The sequence below is a fragment of the Streptomyces stoeckheimensis genome, assembly GCF_045822005.1.
Classification (GTDB): Bacteria; Actinomycetota; Actinomycetes; order Streptomycetales; family Streptomycetaceae; genus Streptomyces; species Streptomyces stoeckheimensis.
Window position 1 is genome coordinate 4,064,162 of sequence record NZ_CP169550.1, and the last position, 18,117, is coordinate 4,082,278.

Consider the following 18,117-nt stretch of genomic DNA (forward strand, 5'->3'; position numbering starts at 1 on the left):
TCAGCCCTGCCGGATGACCAGTCTGCCACCCTGCCGCTGGGCCTCCACCCGGCCGGGCAGGTTGATGGCTCCCTGACCGCGCCATCCGGTGATGAGCCGGTCGACTTCCTCGATGTGGCGGGCGAAGAGGGAGCCGGCGGGGGAACCGGCGGCGACGACCGCCCGGCGCAGTACGCGGCGGCGGACCGCGGGGGGAAGCGCGTACAGCTTGGCGCACTCCAGGCGGCCGTCTTCGTCGCGTACGCCGCTCTCGGCCTCGGCGGCCCAGGCGTCCAGGGCGTCGGCGTCGTCGCGGGAGAGCTGGGCGGTGCGGGCGAGCGCCTCCACGACCCCCTTGCCGAGCGCCTTCTCCAGGGCGGGCAATCCCTCGTGGCGCAGCCGGGAGCGGGTGTAGGCGGGGTCGAGGTTGTGCGGGTCGTCCCAGACCGACAGGGACTGGACCATGCAGGCCTTGCGGGCGGTCTGCCGGTCGACCTGGAGGAAGGGCCGGCGGTAGCGGTGGTTGCGGCCCCGGGCGCCGGGGTCTCCGGGGCCTCCGGAGACTTCCGCCATGCCGGAGAGCGAGCGGATGCCGGAACCGCGGGCGAGGCCCAGCAGGACGGTTTCGGCTTGGTCGTCGCGGGTGTGGCCGAGCAGCACGGCGACGGCGCCCAGCCGGTCGGCGGCCTCGTCCAGGGCCGCGTAGCGGGCGTCGCGGGCGGCGGCTTCGGGGCCTCCGTCGCGGCCGACGCGCACGGCGACGGACTCGACGGGGTCGAGGCGCAGCGCGGTCATGCGGGAGACGACCTCGGCGGCGCGCAGGGCGGAGCCGTCCTGGAGGCCGTGGTCGACGGTGATGCCGCCGGCCCGGATTCCGAGTTTGGGGGCCTCGAAGGCGAGGGCGGAGGCGAGCGCCATGGAGTCCGCGCCGCCGGAGCAGGCGACGAGGACGAGCGGAGCGGTGTCGGGGAGGGGGTCGTGCGGGGCGGCACCGGCCGAGGAGCCGACGGTGCGGCCGGGGCGGCCGACCCGGGGTGCGGGGGCGGGAGCGGGACGGCAGCCCTGTTCGGTGAGGTCGGTGAGGACGTCGTGGAGTACGCGGCGGACCGCCAGGCGTATCGCCGCGACCGCAGGATGGGGACCCATGTCCGGTGCCCTTCGGTGGAGTTCGGATGCCTCGGAGGCGCTGGGAGGCGTTGCGGGAGGTGGTGTGCCGGTGTGCTGCCCGGCTCCCCCGCGAGTGGGGGTTGTCACTCAGAGTGCGTCGATGGTGACAGAGCCGAGCCGTTCTCCGAGCATCGCACGCCCTTCCACGCCCCACGGTCCCTCGGACGGGTGACGCTGCTTCCCCCAGAGGGACATCTTCACGCCTCTTGGGTCACACCTCTTCGCTCGCCTCGCTCTGCTCGCTCCCCTTGCGGTGGACGCGGGCAACCCAGTCCGCGGGCCTGGCGATCTCGGACTTGGTCGGCAGGGTGTTCGGGGAGGTCCAGACCCGGTTGAAGCCGTCCATGCCGACCTGGCCGACGACGGCGCGCACGAAGCGTTCCCCGTCGCGGTACTGGCGCAGCTTGGCGTCGAGGCCGAGGAGCTTGCGCAGGGCGGCGTCGAGCCGGCCGGCGCCGCTGGCCCTGCGCTGCTGGAACTTCTCGCGGATCTCGGCGACCGAGGGCACGACCTCGGGGCCGACCCCGTCCATGACGAAGTCGGCGTGGCCCTCCAGGAGGGACATGACGGCGGTGAGCCGGGCCAGCACCTCGCGCTGCTCGGGGGTCTGGACGAGCTCGACGAGGGAGCGGCCCTCGTCCCCGCGTTCCGCGTCGGGGCGGGCTCCGGCGAAGGACTGGGCGGCCTCGCGCAGGCGCTCCAGCACGGTCATCGGGTCCATTTCGGTGGCTCCGAGGAACGTCTGGATTTCGCCCTCCAGGTGTTCGCGGAGCCACGGGACGGCCGTGAACTGGGTACGGTGCGTCTCCTCGTGCAGGCAGACCCAGAGCCGGAAGTCGTGCGGGTCCACCTCCAGCTCCCGTTCCACGTGGACGATGTTCGGCGCGACGAGCAGCAGCCGGCCGCCGGTGGCGGAGCCCGGGAGGTCGAGTCCCGCGGGCGCGAAGGTCTCGTACTGGCCGAGCACGCGGGAGGCCAGGAAGCTGAGCAGCATGCCCAGCTCGACGCCGGTGACCTTGCCGCCGACCGCGCCGAGCACGGCGCCGCCGGGGGTGCCGGCGCGGCGGTCCTGCATCTTGCCGAGGAGGGGCGACAGGAGCTCGCGGAAGCCCGCCACGTTGGCCTTGACCCAGCCGGCCCGGTCCACGACGAGGACGGGCGTGTCGGCCGGGGTCATGCCTTCGGGCATCATCCGCGTGAACTCGCGCACGTGCCGTTCGGAGGTCTTGGCGTGCCTGCGCAGCTCCGCGACGACGGCCCGCGCCTCGTCCCGGCTCACCTCCGGACCGGGCCGCACGAGCCTGGTCGCGGTCGCCACCGCGAGGTTCCAGTCGACCATCTCCGCACCACCGAAGCTCGTCATGCGTCAACCGTACGTGGACCTGCGCGCGGGCGGGATCCCCAAGGGCGGGCGGGATCCTCAGGAAGCCTTGGCCACGGCTGCCGCGAGCTTGTCGAGGCCCTTCTCCGCGGGGCCGGGATCCGGGGTGTTCGCGGTCAGGAACGCGAAGGCGAGCAGTCGGCCGGTGGGGTCGACGACGGTGCCGGCGAGGGAGTTCACGCCGCTCAGGGTTCCCGTCTTGGCCCGCAGCAGGCCTGCCGCCGGGGACTCGCCGGAGTTGCGGGTGCGCAGGGTGCCGGTGAATCCGGCGACGGGCAGTCCGGTGAGGACGGGTCGCAGTTCGGGCCGCTGCGGGTCGGCGGCCTTGGCGAGGAGGGCGGTGAGCAGGCCGGCGCTGACCTTGTCGGCGCGGTTGAGGCCGCTGCCGTCGGCGAAGCGGGAGCCGGCGGTGTCGACGCCGAGGGCGGCGAGTTTCGCGCCGGTGGCCTGGGCGACGCCGTCGAAGCTCGCGGGTGCTCCGGAGGCGAGGGCGGTCTGACGGGCGAGGGCTTCGGCGATGTCGTTGTCGCTGTGGGTCAGCATCCGCTCGACGAGCCCGGCGAGCGGCGGCGAGAGGGTGGCGGCGAGCGGGACGGCCCCGGTGGCGGCCTTGGCCCTGGCGGGCTCGCCGGTGACCTTGACCCCGCGTTCCTTGAGCAGGGCGGCGAAGGCGCGGGCGGTGTCGCGGGAGGGGTCCTGGCTGCGCTTGACGGGGCCGGAGAAGGACTCGTCGGGGCGTCCTTCGTCGGCGGTCAGGGCCGTGACGGGCGCGAGGTTGGGGTTCTCGCCGATCGGATGGAGGACGGGGCCGGTGTAGAGCGAGTCGTCGTAGCCGAGGGCCACGGAGTCGGTGCCGGCGGCCTTGAGGGCCTGGGCGGTGTCCGCGGCGAGGGCGACGAGGCTGCCGCCGGAGCCGGCCGGGGCCTTCTTCTTGGCGGTGAGCGAGGGGTCGCCGCCGCCGACCAGGATGATCTGGCCGGGCCCGGCGCCGGGGGTGACGGTGGTGCGGATCCGGTGCTCGGGACCGAGGGCCGCGAGGGAGGCCGCCGCGGTGGCGATCTTGACGGTGGAGGCGGGGGTCATGGCGTCCCGGGCCCCGGCTTCGAAGAGGACCTTCCCGGTGGCGGTGTCGATCACGGAAGCGCCGCGGGCGGTTCCGAGGGCGGGGTCGGCGAGCAGCGGCCGCAGGGCGGCGGCGAGGGCCCCGGAGTCCACGGCTCCGGCCTGGTCGCCCGTGCCCGAGCCGGAACCCGAGCCGTCTCCTGCGAGGCGGACGCCGACGAGCACGCCGGGGGCGCTGGGGGCCGCCTGCGGCAGCGCGGCAGCGGTGCCGCCACCGTGATCTGCGCCACCCGTACGGCCCCAAGAGGCGGCCTTGTCCCGCTCGGCCTTACGCTGGCCGGAGTCCCAGGGACCCGCGGCGGCCACCGTCGCGGCCGACAGGGCGAGGCCGGCAACGGCCGACACCGCGATGAGCTGCCAGGTCTTGACCAATGGCACCTCGGACCAGCCCCTTTCGCGATCACACATATGCGTGAGGGACACTTAACCATTGCGTCTTGCCGCGAGCATGGCACCCCACCCGGCAGGGCCGGGTAGGCCGCGCACGCAGGTGAACGGCGCATCCCCGAAGCAATGAAGCTGATCATGGAGGAGCAGGACGTGGAGTTCGACGTCACCATCGAGATCCCCAAGGGTTCGCGGAACAAGTACGAGGTGGACCACGAGACCGGCCGGATCCGCCTGGACCGTCGCCTCTTCACCTCGACCAGCTACCCGGCCGACTACGGCTTCGTCGAGAACACCCTCGGCGAGGACGGCGACCCGCTGGACGCGCTGGTCATCCTTGACGAGCCGACCTTCCCGGGCTGCCTGATCAAGTGCCGCGCGATCGGCATGTTCAACATGACGGACGAGGCGGGCGGCGACGCCAAGCTGCTGTGCGTGCCGGCGTCCGACCCGCGTGTGGAGCACCTGCGCGACATCCACCACGTGTCCGAGTTCGACCGCCTGGAGATCCAGCACTTCTTCGAGGTCTACAAGGACCTGGAGCCGGGCAAGTCGGTCGAGGGCGCGAACTGGGTCGGCCGCACCGAGGCCGAGGCCGAGATCGAGGCCTCGTACAAGCGCCTCGAGGCCCAGGGCGGCCAGCACTGAGCTCCGGCTCGGTGAGTCGGGCGGGCGGGACGTCCCGTCGGCCCTCGTGACACCGCGGGCGGTACCCCTTCGGGGGTGCCGCCCGCCGTCATGTCCGGGGCATCGTGTCCGGGGCCGTCGTGTCCGGGGTCGGACCGGCCGATGCCGCTTTCGCCGCGGATCAAGGTGTTCCGCATACTGATACGGGCTGGGTCGGGGACTGGAGGACGCGTGGCGGAAGGCGAAGGATCCGGGACCGAGGACCGGAAGCCGAAGTCGGACGAGGCGCGCAGCGCGTTCTCCGTGCCGGACGGGGTCGGGGTGGAGCCCGAGGCGGCCGAGGAGGACCAGCCGACGTCGGAGTTCGCCGTCCCCGACGGGCTCGCGTCGGTGCCCGCGGACCCCGACGGCCCGGCGTCCGCGTTCGCCCCGCCGCACACCTACAGCGCCGCCCACTCCCCGCCGGCCTACACCGGCACTCCGGGCTTCCCCGTCACCCGGATGAAGGAGTCCCCCTGGCAGGACCGGATGCGCACGGTACTGCGCATGCCGGTCGACGTCCGGCCGGTGCCGGAGCCCTCGCAGCGGCTGGCCGTGGAGACCGGGCCCGCCGTGGGGCGCGTGCTCGACCTGACGCTGCGCATCGGCGAGCTGCTGCTCTCGGGCGGCGAGGGCGCCGAGGACGTCGAGGCCGCGATGTTCGCCGTGGCCCGCAGCTACGGCCTGGACCGCTGCGAGCCCACCGTCACCTTCACCCTGCTGTCGATCACCCACCAGCCCTCCCTGGTGGACGATCCGGTGTCGGCGAACCGCACCGTGCGCCGCCGCGGCACGGACTACACCCGGCTCTCGGCCGTGTTCAGGCTCGTCAACGACATCACCGCGCACGAGGTCGAGATCTCGCTGGAGGACGCCTACCGGCGGCTCGCCGAGATCCGCCGCAACCGGCACCCGTACCCCGGCTGGGTGCTCACCGCCGCGGCCGGCCTGCTCGCCGGCGCGGCCTCCACGCTGGTCGGCGGTGGTGTGCTGGTGTTCTTCGCAGCCGCACTCGGGGCGGTGCTCGGCGACCGGCTGGCCTGGCTGTGCGCCGGGCGCGGGCTGCCGGAGTTCTACCAGTTCGTGGTCGCGGCGATGCCGCCGGCCGCGATGGGCGTGGCCCTGAAGATGACCGACCTCGACGTGCGCTCCTCCGCCGTGATCACGGGCGGGCTGTTCGCGCTGCTGCCGGGGCGGGCCCTGGTCGCAGCCGTGCAGGACGGTCTGACCGGCTACTACATCACCGCCTCCGCCCGACTGCTGGAGGTGATGTACCTCTTCATCGGCATCATCATGGGCGTGCTGGTGGTGCTCTTCGTCGGCGTCCAGTTCGGCTCCAATCCGCAGCCGGAGGACGTCCTCCAGATCGAGCAGCGGCCGCTGCTCCAGATCGTGGCCTCGATGGTTCTGGTGTTCACGTTCGCGATCCTGCTCCAGCAGGAACGTTCCACCGTGTGGTTCGTGACGCTGAACGGCGGGATCGCCTGGGTGATCTACGGGGCCCTGCACTACGCCGCCAAGATGCCGCCGGTGCCGTCCACCGCGATCGCCGCCGGGCTCGTCGGCCTCTTCGGGCAGCTCCTCGCCCGGCACCGGTTCTCCTCGGCCCTCCCCTTCGTCACGGCCGCCATCGGCCCGCTGCTGCCCGGCTCGGCCACGTACTACGGGCTCCTGCTCATCGCCGAGGACCGGCTGAACGAGGGGCTGGGCTCGCTGACGAACGCCGCGGCCATCGCCCTCGCCATCGCGATCGGCGTCAACCTCGGCTCCGAGACCTCCCGCCTGTTCATGCGCATCCCCGGCGCGGCCAGTGCGGCCAAGCGCGGCGCGGCGAAGCGCACCCGCGGGTTCTAGCGCGGTTCACGCCCCCCGGATACGCCGATGCCCCGCCGACCGGGATCGCCGGTCGGCGGGGCATCGTACGGGGCTTCGAGCAGCCGCTAGCGCTTCGCGTGGCGGCCGCTGCGCTGCTGGCCGGGGGCCTGCGGGTCCTCGCCGGCGCCGGGCTCCGTGCCGCCGGCCTCCGCCGCCGCCTTCTTCTGCTTGCGGGACTTGAGCACCTCGAAGATCACCGGGATGACGGAGATCAGGACGATGCCGATGAAGATCGGCTCGACGTTGTTCTTGATGACCTCGAACTGGCCGAGCTGGTAGCCCAGGATCGTGACGCCCGCGCCCCACAGGACGCCGCCGATGATGTTGAACGTCAGGAAGGTGCGGTACTTCATCGCGGTCGCGCCCGCGACCATCGGCGCGAACGTGCGGATGATCGGCACGAACCGCGCGAGCACGATGGCCTTGGGGCCATGCTTCTCCATGAACTCGTGCGCCGCGTCGAGGTTCTCGCGCTTGAAGAGCTTGGAGTTCGGCTTGTTGAAGATCTTCGGGCCGAAGACCTTGCCGATCATGTATCCGACCTGGTCACCGAGGATCGCGGCGATCACGATCAGGGTGCACACCAGCCACAGCGGCTGGCTGACGGTGCCGCTCGCGACGAACAGGCCCATCGTGAAGAGCAGGGAGTCGCCGGGCAGGAAGGCGAAGAGCCCCGATTCGGCGAACACGATGACCAGGGTGCCGACCAGGCCGAATTGCCCGATCAGATACTCCGGGGAGATCCACTCGGGGCCGAGCGCAAGCGTATTCACGGGTTCCGGGCTCTCCTGGATCAGGTGGGGGGTGTCCGTCCAATTATGAACGCACACCACACCCCCCTGGTTCCAGGGAACGGCGGCTAGACCTTGCGGACGGCGTTGGCCAGGATCGCGTCGCGCACGAAGACCGCCAGTCCGGGCCGCACGGCCTCGTAGTACGCCGTGAACCGCTCGTCCGCCACGTACATCTCGCCGAGGCCGGTGTGGATCTCGTACGTGCAGAAGTAGTAGCTGCCGTTGATCCAGCCGCGGTGCTCCTCGGCCAGGTCCATGGCCTCCTCGGACTCCGCGGGCGTCCCGGAGTCCAGCAGGGCGGCGAACCGCCGGTTGATGTCCTCGGCCAGGGCCTGGATCCGCAGCCAGTCCTCCTTGGTGTACGGGGCGGTCCGGCGGGCGGACTCCCGGGACGTGTCGCCCCAGCGGCGCTCGGCCTCCTCGGCGTGCTCTTCGGGATCGAAGTCCCCGAACACCTCGAACTTCTCCTCGGGGGTGAGGTTGATGCCCATCTTCTTCGCCTCCATGGCGTGCTCGACGGCCGCGGCCATCTGCTGGAGCCGGGCGATCCGCTCGGACAGGAGGGCGTGCTGCCGGCGCAGGTGCTCCCTCGGATCCGATTCCGGGTCGTCCAGCAGGACCGCGACCTCTTCGAGCGGAAAGCCGAGCTCCCGGTAGAACAGGATCCGCTGCAGCCGGTCGAGGTCGGCGTCGTCGTACCGCCGGTGTCCCGCCCCGCTGCGGCCGCTCGGGGAGAGCAGCCCGATCTCGTCGTAGTGGTGCAGCGTGCGCACCGTCACTCCGGCGAATCCGGCGACCTGGCCCACGGAGTAGCCCATCGCTTCCGCTCCTCTTCTCGGGTACGCGTCCAGCCTGGTCCCTCACGTCGCGTGAGGTGCAAGCCCGCGAGCGGGGCAGGGCTCGGGAGGCGGATCTCAGGGTGGACGGGCTCAGGGGGACGGGGCGAGGACCCCCGCGAAGGCGTCGCCCGGGTCGTCGGCGAAGGAGTAGGCGCCGCCCTCGATGCGGGCGACCAGGCCCCGGGTCCAGTCCGCCTCGGCGTCCGCCGAGTGGATCCAGCGGTGCATGATCTCGCCGATGTGGCCCAGCGGCTCGGGGCCCTCCTCGGGGACGTAGTGGTCCGTGACGGCGGAGCGCCAGGCGGCCAGCCGGCCCAGGCGCTCGCGGAGCAGGGCCAGGGCCTCGGCGCGGGGCAGGTCGACCATGAAGCCGAGGGCCGAGGCGAGGACGTCGGCCTTCTGGTCGGCGGAGGACAGCGCCTCGCGGAGCAGCTTGAAGTACTCCGCGCGGCCCGCCTCCGTCAGCTCGTACTCGGTCCGCGGCGGGCCGCCCGCCGCGGACGGGGCCACCTCGTGGGCCAGCAGGACGCCCTGCTTCGCCATCTGCTTGAGCGCGTGGTAGATCGACCCGGGTTTGGTGTTCGACCACTCGTGGGCGCCCCAGAACTCCAGATCGGCCCGGACCTGGTAGCCGTGGGCCCGCCCGTGCTGGCGGACTGCGCCGAGGACGAGGAGGCGGATCGCTGACATGGGGCCAGGCTACTGACCCGGCCCCGGCGTGCTGTGGCTAGCCCATGGCGCGGGTGCCGTCGATGGTTTCGCGGATGATGTCCGCGTGGCCCGCGTGCCGGGCGAACTCCTCCACCAGGTGCAGGAGCACCCAGCGCATCGAGACCTTGGCGTCCTGCGGGAACCACGGGGCCGGGGGCAGCGGGAAGCTGTCGTCGAGGCTGGGGACGGCGGCGATGAACGCCTCCGTCTCCTGCCTGATCCCGTCCCAGTAGGCCAGCACCGACGGCATGGTCTCGTCCCCGACCAGCCGGAAGCCGTCGGCCCAGTCGCCCCCCGGGTACTCGGTCTCGCCCTGGGCCATCCGCAGCCAGCCCAGCTCGCAGTTGGCCGCGTGCTTGAGCAGTCCGGACAGGGAGAGCTCGCTGGCGCTGGGCTTGCTCGCCGCCTGCTCCTCGGTCAGTCCCTGCGCCGCCTCGCGCAGCGCCGTGCGCTGGGCCTCGACGAAGGCGAGGAGCGTGCCGCGCTCGTCACCGGGGACCTCCATGGAAATCTGAGCCATGACCTGACCGCCTTCTGTCTGTTCCGTGTGTCCTGCGTGCGTGTCCTGCGGGTCTCCCCTGCTGACAAGAACCACGTTACGAACCCTTGCGGTCAGGTTCCGTCCGCAATCGCGGGGATCCCGGAAATCGAGTCCCCGGAATCACTGATTCTCCTGCCGGGCCGGCGGGAGTTCCTTCTGCGGCTTGGGGAGCAGGGCCTTCTTCAGGTCCTGGGCACCCTTCTCGTCCAGGCCGTACATCGCCTCGTAGATCTTGCGGACGGCCGGTCCCGAAGCTCCGGAGCCGGTGCCGCCCTGGGAGATCGTCATCACGATCGCGTAGTCCTCGGTGTAGGACGCGAACCACGAGGTGGTCTGCTTGCCCTGGACCTCGGCCGTACCGGTCTTCGCGTGCATCGGGATCTGCTTCTGCGGCCAGCCGCCGAACCGCCAGGCCGCGCTGCCGGTGGTGGCCACGTCCGCGAGGGCCCCGTCGATGTCGTTGCGGAGCTTGGCGTTCATCGGGAGCTTGCCCTGTTCCTTCGGGGCGATCTCCTGGACCGAGGAGCCGTCGGCGCTGACCACGGCCTTGCCGATGCTGGGCTGGTGGAGGGTGCCGCCGTTGGCGATGGCGGCGTAGACGGAGGCCATCTGGATCGGGGTGACGAGGGTGTCGCCCTGCCCGATGGAGTAGTTGATCGCGTCGCCCTCGCGGAGCTGGTTGCCCTGGCGGCAGTTCTCGTAGGCGATCTTCTCGGCGTACGAGCCGTCCTTCTTGCCGTCGCGGCACCAGGCGGCCTTGTTCGCCTCGAAGAAGTCCTTCTTCCACTGGCGGTCGGGGACCCGGCCCGGGACCTCGCTGGGCAGGTCGATGCCGGTGCGCTTGCCGAGGCCGAACTCGTGGGCGGTCTTGAAGAACCAGTCGCCGGGCTGTGCCTTGGGCTTGATGCCGCCGTCCTTCTTCCACTCCTTGTCGGCGATGGCGTAGTAGACGGTGTCGCAGGAGACTTCGAGGGCCTTGCCGATGGTGATGTCGCCGTAGCCCTGGGACTCGAAGTTGGTGAAGACCTGGCTGCCGACCGAGTAGGAGCTCGGGCAGCCGTAGAGCTTGTTGAAGGGGTAGCCGGCGTTGACCGCGGCCGTCGAGGAGACCACCTTGAAGATCGAGCCGGGGGCTGCCTGGCCCTGGATGGCGCGGTTCAGCAGCGGGTAGTTCGATTCCTTGTCGGTGAGGGAGGCGTAGTCCTTCGCGGAGATCCCGCCGACCCAGGCGTTCGGGTCGTAGGTCGGGTTGGAGGCCATCGCGACGACGCGGCCGGTCTTGGCCTCCATGACCACGACGGCGCCCGAGTCGGCCTCGTAGTGGCGGCCCGTGTTGTTCTTGTCGATGCCCTTGCGGGCCTCGATCATCGCGTTGTTCAGCTCGCGCTCGGCCACGGCCTGCACGCGCGAGTCGATCGAGGTCACGATGTTCGCGCCGGCCTGCGGCTTGTCGCTCACGCCCTCGCCGATGATCCGGCCGAGGTTGTCCACCTCGTAGCGGGTGATGCCCGCCTTGCCGCGGAGCTCCTTGTCGTAGGTGCGCTCCAGGCCGCTGCGGCCCACCTGGTCGGAGCGCAGGTACGGGGAGTCGGAGCCCTTCGCCTTGGTGATCTCCTCGTCGGTGACCGGGGAGAGGTAGCCGAGCACCTGGGAGGTGTTGGCGCCGTCGGGGCCTGCGTAGCGGCGCAGGGCGGTGGGCTCGGCGGTGATGCCGGGGAACTGCTCGGCGTGCTCCCGTATCTCCAGGACCTGGTCGGTCGTCGCCTCGTCGGTGATGGGGATCGGCTGGTACGGGGAGCCGTTCCAGCAGGGCTTGGGGGTCTTGGCGTCGCACAGCCGGACGCCGTTGACCACGTCGTCGGGGTTCAGGCCCAGGACCCCGGCGAGGTGGGTCAGGACGCCCTTGCCGCGGTCCTTCATCTTGGAGAGGTCGGTGCGGCTGGCGGAGACCACCATGCGGGTCTCGTTGTCGGCGAGCGGGACCCCGCGGGCATCGAGGATCGAGCCGCGCACGGCGGGCTGGACCACCTGCTGGGTGTGGTTGTTCTTCGCCTCGTCCGTGTACTCCTGGCCGTTGCGTATCTGGAGGTACCACAGACGCCCGCCGAGGGTCAGCAGCAGCGAGAACACCACGATCTGGATCATGACGAGCCGGTTCTGGACCCGGGGTGTGCGCCCGGTCTCCGGTATGTTGCTCAACTCGGCTCTCCCCCGGACTGGTCCTCGCCTGACCCGCCCGAGTCTAGATCCCCCGCGGTACTAGAACGGGAACTGCGTCCGGCCGTGCTGGACCGAGATCCATTTCTGGGTGGTGAAGGCCTCGATGGTGGCCTCGCCGTTGAGGCGGCCCATCCCGGAGGCCTTCTCCCCGCCGAACGCCGCGAGCGGCTCGTCGCCGATGGTGGAGTCGTTGACGTGGATCATGCCGGTCTCGATGCGCCGGGCGAAGCGGACCCCGCGCTCCACGTCCCGCGTGTGGACGGCGCCGCTGAGTCCGTACGGGGTCGCGTTGGTGAGGCGGACGGCCTCGTCCTCGCCGTCGAAGACCACGAGGAGGGCGACGGGGCCGAAGATCTCCTGGCCGAGCAGCGGGGAGTCCTCGGGGAGCCCGGCGAGCACGGTGGGCTCGACCAGGTTGCCGCGCGTGGAGCCCCGTACGAGCGCCTGCGCGCCGGAGTCGACGGCGCGGTCGACGAGGGCGGTGAGGGCGTCGGCCTGGAAGGAGTTGATCAGCGGGCCGATGTGGGTGTCGGCCTCATGCGGGTCGCCGGTCTTCAGGGCGCGCACGCGGGTGGTGAACTTCTCGGTGAACTCCTCGGCGACCGAGGCGTCGACCAGGATCCGATTGGCGGCCATGCAGACCTGGCCCTGGTAGACGAAGCGGCTGAAGACGGCCGCGTCCACCGCGTAGTCGAGGTCGGCGTCGTCGAGGACGACGAGCGCGCTGTTGCCGCTGAGCTCCAGGACGGTCCGCTTGAAGTGGCGGGCGGCGACCGCGCCGACGTGCCGGCCGACCCGGTCGGAGCCGGCGAAGGAGATGACCTTGGGGACGGGGTGGGTCAGGAGCGCGTCGCCTATCTCGGCGATGTCGGTGACCAGGACGTTGAGCAGGCCGGCCGGGAGGCCCGCCTCCTCGAAGATCTTGGCGATGACCCCGCCGCCGACGACGGGCGCGTTCTGGTTCGGCTTGATGACGACGGCGTTGCCGAGGGCCAGCGCCGGGGCGACCGACTTCAGGGTGACCAGGAAGGGGAAGTTGAAGGGGCTGATCACGGCGACGACCCCGACGGGCAGGCGCTGGATCCGGTTCTCCTTGCCCTCGACCGGCGAGGGAAGGATGCGGCCCTCGGGGCGGACGGCCAGCTGCATGGCCTCGCGGATGAACTCCATGGCGAGGCAGACCTCGTACTCGGCCTTGGGACGGGTCCCGCCGAGCTCGTCGATCATCGCCTCGACGATCTCCTTCTCGCGCTCCTCGGTGATCCGCAGGGCGCGTTCCAGGACGGCACGTCTGGCGTAGGGGCTGGTCGCGGCCCAATCCTTCTGGGCCCGCTCGGCCGCCCGGTACGCCTGGTCGACCTGCTCGACGGTGGCCACGGTGATGGCCGCGAGCTTCTCCCCGTTGTACGGGTTGACGTCGATGATGTCCCACGAACCGTTTCCGGCCAGCCATGCGCCGTCGATGTACTGGTGAGCCAGGTCCTCGAATATGGACATGCCATCCCTTACGTCGAACGCGCTTCCTTGCGCTGCACCGGAGACCCAGTGGTCATCTGGGTCATCGTCATGCTCTGATCAGGCGTCATAGTACGTGCGAATCAAGACAGTTGGAGCAGACCACGCAGGAGATCGCGGGTCTGGCCGGGGTCCGGGCAGTCGCTCTGGAGGCGCAGCATCGCCCGCTCGTACTGACCCACTTCCTCGTCTTTGTCGAGGTAGAGGGCGCTGGTGAGCTGTTCCAGATAGACCACGTCCTGGAGGTCCGACTCGGGGAAGCGCAGCAGGGTGAACGCGCCGCTCTCGCCGGCGTGACCGCCGAAGGAGAAGGGCATGACCTGCAGGTGCACGTTCGGCCGCTGCGAGATCTCGATGAGGTGCTCCAGCTGACCGCGCATCACGTCCCGGTCGCCGTACGGGCGGCGCAGCGCGGCCTCGTCGAGGACGGCGTGGAAGACGGGGGCGTTCTCGGAGACCAGCACCTTCTGGCGCTCCAGGCGCAGCGCGACCCGGCGGTCGACCTCGGCGCGGCCGGCGCCGGGCATGCCGCGGCTGACGACGGCCTGGGCGTAGGCCTCGGTCTGCAACAGGCCGTGCACGAACTGCACTTCGTAGATGCGGATGAGGGAGGCGGCGCCTTCCAGGCCCACGTACGTCTGGAACCAGCCCGGCAGGACATCGCCGTAGCTGTGCCACCAGCCGGCCACGTTGGCCTCGCGGACGAGCCCCAGGAGGGACTCCCGCTCCGCGCCGTCCGTGACTCCGTAGAGCGTGAGGAGGTCCTCGACGTCCCTTGCCTTGAAGCTCACCCTTCCCAACTCCAAGCGGCTGATCTTCGATTCGGATGCGCGGATCGAGTAACCGGCCGCCTCACGGGTGATGCCGCGGGATTCTCGGAGTCGCCTGAGCTGGGAGCCCAGGAGGATGCGGCGCACCACAGAACCACTGGCTTCTGCGGTCACGAGTCCTGCCCCTCCCCATGCGGTGGATGGATACGTACGGCTGCGTCGCAGGGGCCCCCGTGCCCCTCAAGGCCCGCAGTCTGCCACCAAAACGCATCTGTCCGTACTCGTTCTGTAACGGATTTGGCCGCGCTGTAAAAGAAGTCCGTAAGTCTGCGTAGGAAGAAATGAGCAAGAACCGTCACGGGACCGGACAGGTCCGGCGCGTGCACGTGCATCTGCCCTTGCATCCGGCTCCGGCATTCGGAACCATGGTCCCGCGCACCTGCGTGCCCCGCAGTTCTTTCGAATCCCGGGAGTGCCTCGCATGGGGACGAATGGATCGACCATGCTCGAGCCGTTACGGCAGGGGCTTCCCCCGGTCGACCCCACGGCTGTCTCCGGGTCCGCGTCCTGCGCCCTCCCCGCCCGCCTCGAAGCGGTGCGCGGTGCACGCACCTTCACGCGTTCCACCCTTGCCCAATGGGGCCTCGACGACCGGTTCGACGACGTGTCGCTGGTCGTCTCCGAACTCGTCACCAACGCGCTGCGCCACGCCCTCCCGGACGACTCCCGGCCGGCCCCGGGCGAGAGCGAGCCGCCGGTGCGCCTCCACCTGATGCGGTGGAGCACCCGGCTGGTGTGCGCGGTGCGGGACCCCAGCGAGGACCGGCCCGGCGGGTGCTTCGCACCGGAGGCGACGGAGCGCAACAGCGACCTGGAGTCGGGGCGCGGGCTCTTCCTCGTCGACGCCTACAGCGACAGCTGGGGCTGGCACCCGCTCGCGGGGCGGCTGACCGGCAAGGTGGTCTGGGCGCTGTTCGCGCTCCAGGACTGAACCACCGCGCAATCAACCGCCAGACGGCACGACGACAAACGGCCGGGATTGATCATGACGATCAATCCCGGCCGCTGCACGTGCATGGCTGATCTTCGGCTGGTCTTCAGCCGATCAGGTGGTCGAACTCGCCGTCCTTGACACCCAGCAGCAGCGCTTCTATCTCGGCCGGCGTGTACACGAGTGCCGGTCCGTCCGGAAACCGCGAGTTGCGCATGGCAACGTCGCCTCCGGGCAGTTTCGCGAACTCCACACAGGAACCTTGCGAGTTGCTGTGTCTGCTCTTCTGCCAGGTCACCCCGTCAAGCTCTGCAGCTGCCATCCCGTTGTACGCGTGGTCCACAGGAAGCCCCCGATAGTGCAGATGTCAACTGCACCGGATCATAGCTCTGTTCATGAACGCCTGCATGGGCAGATGCACGTGCACGAACGGAGGGCAAGGCACCACTAAGCGTGACGCCCGTCCCCGGAGTCCGGACGGGGCGGGGTGCGCAGGGCCTCGGAGACCTCCTCCAGGGAGTCCAGCAGCTGCCGCGCCGCCCCGCGCAGCACGCCCGGGTCAGGGGTGCCCCCGTCGGCCAGCGCCGTGCGGACCCCCTCCCAGTCGGGCACCCGCCGCTCCCGCACCGCCTTCGCGCCCGCCTCCGTCGCCTCGCGCAGCGCCCGGGCCAGCTCCGCCGCGCCCGGCACCGGGGGCCGGGACCGGTCCGGGAAGTGCGCCTCCAGCAGCATCACGTGGCGGCCCATCGCGGCCAGGGCCCGGCCCGCGTCCTCGGCGGCCGCCCCGGAGATCCCGCGGTGGCGCACCGGTTCCCCGGCGGCCCGGTCCACGGCCTCCTGCCAGGCGACCCGGGCGTCGCGCACCGCCAGCAGGGCGCTGCGCACCTCGTCGCGGCGTGCTCCGGCCGGGTCCGCGTACTGCCCGAGCACGGCCGCCGCGTACCGGCCGTTGGCCGCCACCCAGTCGGCCAGCCGGGTCCGCAGTCGCGGGGTCTCCCAGGCCGGGTAGACGGCGTAGGAGATCATCGCGAGGACTCCGCCGACCAGGGTGAGCATGACGCGGTCCGGCACGGTCTGGTCCCAGCGCAGGCCGCCCATGCCGAGCAGGAAGACCACGTAGGCGGAGACGAAGACCATCGAGACGGCGTACCCGGTGCGCATGAACGTGTACATCAGGCCCGCGCTGACGACGGCGAGCAGCCCGGACACGTACATCCCCGGGTGCGCGAGCTGGACGACGGCCGTCGCGAGGGCGACCCCGACCAGGGTGCCGCCGAAGCGGGCGACGGCGCGGGTGTAGGTCTGCGTGAAATCGGGCCGCATGACCATGACGGAGGCCATCGGGGCCCAGTAGGCGTGGCCGAACGGCAGCGCGTGGCCGATGCCGTAGCCCGCGCAGGCGACGGCGGTGACCCGCACGGCGTGCCGCAGGATCGGCGACCCGGGACGCAGCTCGGCCCGTACGGCGGCCAGCACCATCGGCGCGAGCGCCGGCAGGGTGGGCCGCAGCATCGACTCCCCGGGATCGGCGGTGCGCCCCGAGCCCGGCTCGGCGGTGTCGAGTACGTCGTCCAGCAGGGCGGCGAGCCGGCGCGCGGCGCGCAGCGCGGGGCCCTGGAACAGGTCGGCGGTGTCGGGGGCCTTGAGCACCGCGAGGGCCGGCGCGGGCAGCCGCACCGCTTCCCCGTGCCGGATCGCGGACGCGGCGGCGTCCAGCACCGACCCGGCCGCGGCGAGCAGTTCCCGGACCCGGTCCCGCGCCGGGCCCTCGGCCGGGGCCCCGACCGCCGGGTCGGCCAGCAGGGCCAGCACCGGCCGGATCCGCTCCGCGAGCCCCCGCGCGCCGTGCAGCTCGGCGGGGCGGCGGCGGGCCTGGCGCACCGTCACGGCCGCGGCGTCGCGCGCCTTCATCAGAGGCTCCGGGTCGAAGGAGGCGACCGGGTCCTGGCGCAGGCGGCGCGCGTAGTCGGCCTCGGCGGCGAGGGCGTCGGCCAGGGCGTCGCGCTGGGCGCCCCACCGCCGGATCGGGAAGAGCACGATCAGCAGGGCCTGCACCACCCCGCCTGCGGCGATCATCGCGGCGTGCCCGGCGGCCTGGGGCACGGAGGTGGGCAGGGTGACGGTGACCAGCATGATCGCGACGTTGCCGGAGGCGATGATGCCCGCGGTGGGGCCGGCTGCCCACATCAGGCCCGCCGCGAAGCTCCACACGGCGAGCAGCAGCATGAAGGCCAGGGTGTGCGAGGACCCGACGAGGTAGCCGATGAAGGTGGACACGGCCAGGGTCAGCCCGGCGGAGAGCGCCAGCACGGGCCGGGGCCGCCAGCTCTTCTGGAAGGTGGCGATGGCCGCCATGTAGGCGCCGAACGCGGAACTGGCGGCGGAGCCGGGCCCGAGGAAGGCCAGGCCCGCGCCGATCACGATGGCCAGGCCGACGGCGGCGCGGAGCGCGATGAGGGGTTGGAGCCGGGTCCGCTCGACCCGCAATCCGGATCGGGCGGTGTCCTTCAGCGCCCGGACCCAGCTCATGATCCCGAGCGTAGCCCCGCCGGGGGCGGAACCCGGGAGCCCCGGCGGCACGCGGGCCCGCGCGTCGGGGGCCCCGGACCCCGCGCCCCAAACGCCGGCGAGGCTGGATTCTGCCGCGCAGCGGCAAAACCAGCCCGCCCGGCGTTTGAGGGCACGGGCGCGCAGCGCACGTACGGGTCCGGGCGCAGCCCGGGGAACGGGCGAAGGGCGGGTAGGGGACAGCCCCGCAGGGCAGCGGGGGCGCCCCCGGCTTCAGGTGTTCTTCAGGCTTGGCCTGATCTATGGCGCCACCGCCCGCCAAGCGCCGATCATCGGCCCGACGGGCCGGTTCCGGCACCGTCCCGGCAGGCTGCCGGCACCCACCGGAAGGCGGATACACCCATGCTCAGGAACGGCCTGGAACCGTGGCACGTCGCCATCGTCGTGCTCGTCTGCCTGATGCTGTTCGGCTCGAAGAAGCTTCCCGAGATGGCCCGCGGCCTGGGCAGGTCCGCCCGCATCCTGAAAGCGGAGGCCCGTGCCCTGCGCGAGGAGCACCCGGCGCCCCAGGCCCCGACTCCGGCACAGGCACAGGCCCCGACTGCGACTCCGGCCCCGACTCCGGCACCGGCACCGGCCGAGCACTGATCC

At 71.6% G+C, this 18,117-nt stretch carries 16 protein-coding genes; 4 read left to right on the top strand and 12 right to left on the bottom strand.

Translation table 11 applies throughout. The features are described 5' to 3' along the window. The 3 genes from tilS to dacB form a co-directional block, all read right to left on the bottom strand. A complete protein-coding gene (gene tilS / locus ACE1OC_RS18290; protein ID WP_407837893.1) occupies window positions 1-1,125 on the bottom strand; it encodes a tRNA lysidine(34) synthetase TilS in 1,125 nt (374 codons plus the stop codon). A gap of 232 nt (window positions 1,126-1,357) precedes the next feature. Then, on the bottom strand, window positions 1,358-2,509 hold the full coding sequence (locus ACE1OC_RS18295) for a zinc-dependent metalloprotease (protein WP_274548878.1): 1,152 nt from the start codon (window positions 2,507-2,509) through the stop codon (window positions 1,358-1,360). Between the two features lie 57 nt (window positions 2,510-2,566). After that, window positions 2,567-4,057 (bottom strand): D-alanyl-D-alanine carboxypeptidase/D-alanyl-D-alanine-endopeptidase, encoded by a 1,491-nt coding sequence (gene dacB, locus ACE1OC_RS18300; protein WP_407837894.1) that lies wholly within the window; start codon window positions 4,055-4,057, stop codon window positions 2,567-2,569. 132 nt (window positions 4,058-4,189) lie between these two features. Here dacB and ACE1OC_RS18305 point away from each other — a divergent pair, with 132 nt between their 5' ends. Next, complete coding sequence (locus tag ACE1OC_RS18305; protein WP_266960167.1) at window positions 4,190-4,684, top strand: inorganic diphosphatase; 495 nt, start codon at window positions 4,190-4,192, stop codon at window positions 4,682-4,684. Between the two features lie 141 nt (window positions 4,685-4,825). After that, window positions 4,826-6,556, top strand: a complete 1,731-nt coding sequence (locus ACE1OC_RS18310; RefSeq protein ID WP_407837895.1) for a threonine/serine ThrE exporter family protein — start codon at window positions 4,826-4,828, stop codon at window positions 6,554-6,556. An 86-nt stretch (window positions 6,557-6,642) separates the two neighbouring features. On the opposite strand, the gene ACE1OC_RS18315 is transcribed toward ACE1OC_RS18310, so the two are convergent. The 7 genes from ACE1OC_RS18315 to ACE1OC_RS18345 form a co-directional block, all read right to left on the bottom strand. Next, entirely contained in the window at window positions 6,643-7,350 is a 708-nt protein-coding gene (locus ACE1OC_RS18315; RefSeq protein ID WP_407837896.1) for a DedA family protein, read from the bottom strand. 86 nt (window positions 7,351-7,436) lie between these two features. After that, a complete protein-coding gene (locus ACE1OC_RS18320; RefSeq protein ID WP_407837897.1) occupies window positions 7,437-8,189 on the bottom strand; it encodes a MerR family transcriptional regulator in 753 nt (250 codons plus the stop codon). A 111-nt stretch (window positions 8,190-8,300) separates the two neighbouring features. After that, a complete protein-coding gene (locus tag ACE1OC_RS18325; protein WP_382974811.1) occupies window positions 8,301-8,900 on the bottom strand; it encodes a PadR family transcriptional regulator in 600 nt (199 codons plus the stop codon). Window positions 8,901-8,937: 37 nt separating this feature from the next. Next, window positions 8,938-9,441: a DinB family protein gene (locus ACE1OC_RS18330; RefSeq protein WP_266956218.1), complete on the bottom strand. Its 504-nt coding sequence runs from the start codon at window positions 9,439-9,441 to the stop codon at window positions 8,938-8,940. Between the two features lie 141 nt (window positions 9,442-9,582). After that, a complete protein-coding gene (gene mrdA, locus ACE1OC_RS18335) occupies window positions 9,583-11,661 on the bottom strand; it encodes a penicillin-binding protein 2 (protein WP_407837898.1) in 2,079 nt (692 codons plus the stop codon). A 60-nt stretch (window positions 11,662-11,721) separates the two neighbouring features. Further along, window positions 11,722-13,179: an aldehyde dehydrogenase family protein gene (locus ACE1OC_RS18340; RefSeq protein ID WP_407837899.1), complete on the bottom strand. Its 1,458-nt coding sequence runs from the start codon at window positions 13,177-13,179 to the stop codon at window positions 11,722-11,724. Between the two features lie 101 nt (window positions 13,180-13,280). Beyond that, window positions 13,281-14,141 (bottom strand): helix-turn-helix domain-containing protein, encoded by an 861-nt coding sequence (locus ACE1OC_RS18345; RefSeq protein ID WP_407837900.1) that lies wholly within the window; start codon window positions 14,139-14,141, stop codon window positions 13,281-13,283. A 328-nt stretch (window positions 14,142-14,469) separates the two neighbouring features. Here ACE1OC_RS18345 and ACE1OC_RS18350 point away from each other — a divergent pair, with 328 nt between their 5' ends. Beyond that, window positions 14,470-14,958 carry an ATP-binding protein gene (locus tag ACE1OC_RS18350; protein WP_407837901.1) on the top strand — a complete coding sequence of 163 codons (489 nt, stop codon included), beginning with the start codon at window positions 14,470-14,472 and terminating at the stop codon, window positions 14,956-14,958. A gap of 106 nt (window positions 14,959-15,064) precedes the next feature. Here the strand turns inward: ACE1OC_RS18350 and ACE1OC_RS18355 are convergent, their stop codons facing one another. Together ACE1OC_RS18355 and ACE1OC_RS18360 are read right to left on the bottom strand one after the other, a co-directional pair. Next, window positions 15,065-15,301 (bottom strand): DUF397 domain-containing protein, encoded by a 237-nt coding sequence (locus ACE1OC_RS18355; protein WP_215011402.1) that lies wholly within the window; start codon window positions 15,299-15,301, stop codon window positions 15,065-15,067. A 104-nt stretch (window positions 15,302-15,405) separates the two neighbouring features. Next, complete coding sequence (locus ACE1OC_RS18360) at window positions 15,406-17,487, bottom strand: FUSC family protein (protein ID WP_407837902.1); 2,082 nt, start codon at window positions 17,485-17,487, stop codon at window positions 15,406-15,408. 381 nt (window positions 17,488-17,868) lie between these two features. Between ACE1OC_RS18360 and tatA the strand changes: the two genes are divergently transcribed. Further along, window positions 17,869-18,114: a Sec-independent protein translocase subunit TatA gene (gene tatA / locus ACE1OC_RS18365; protein ID WP_407837903.1), complete on the top strand. Its 246-nt coding sequence runs from the start codon at window positions 17,869-17,871 to the stop codon at window positions 18,112-18,114. Window positions 18,115-18,117 lie beyond the last annotated feature (3 nt).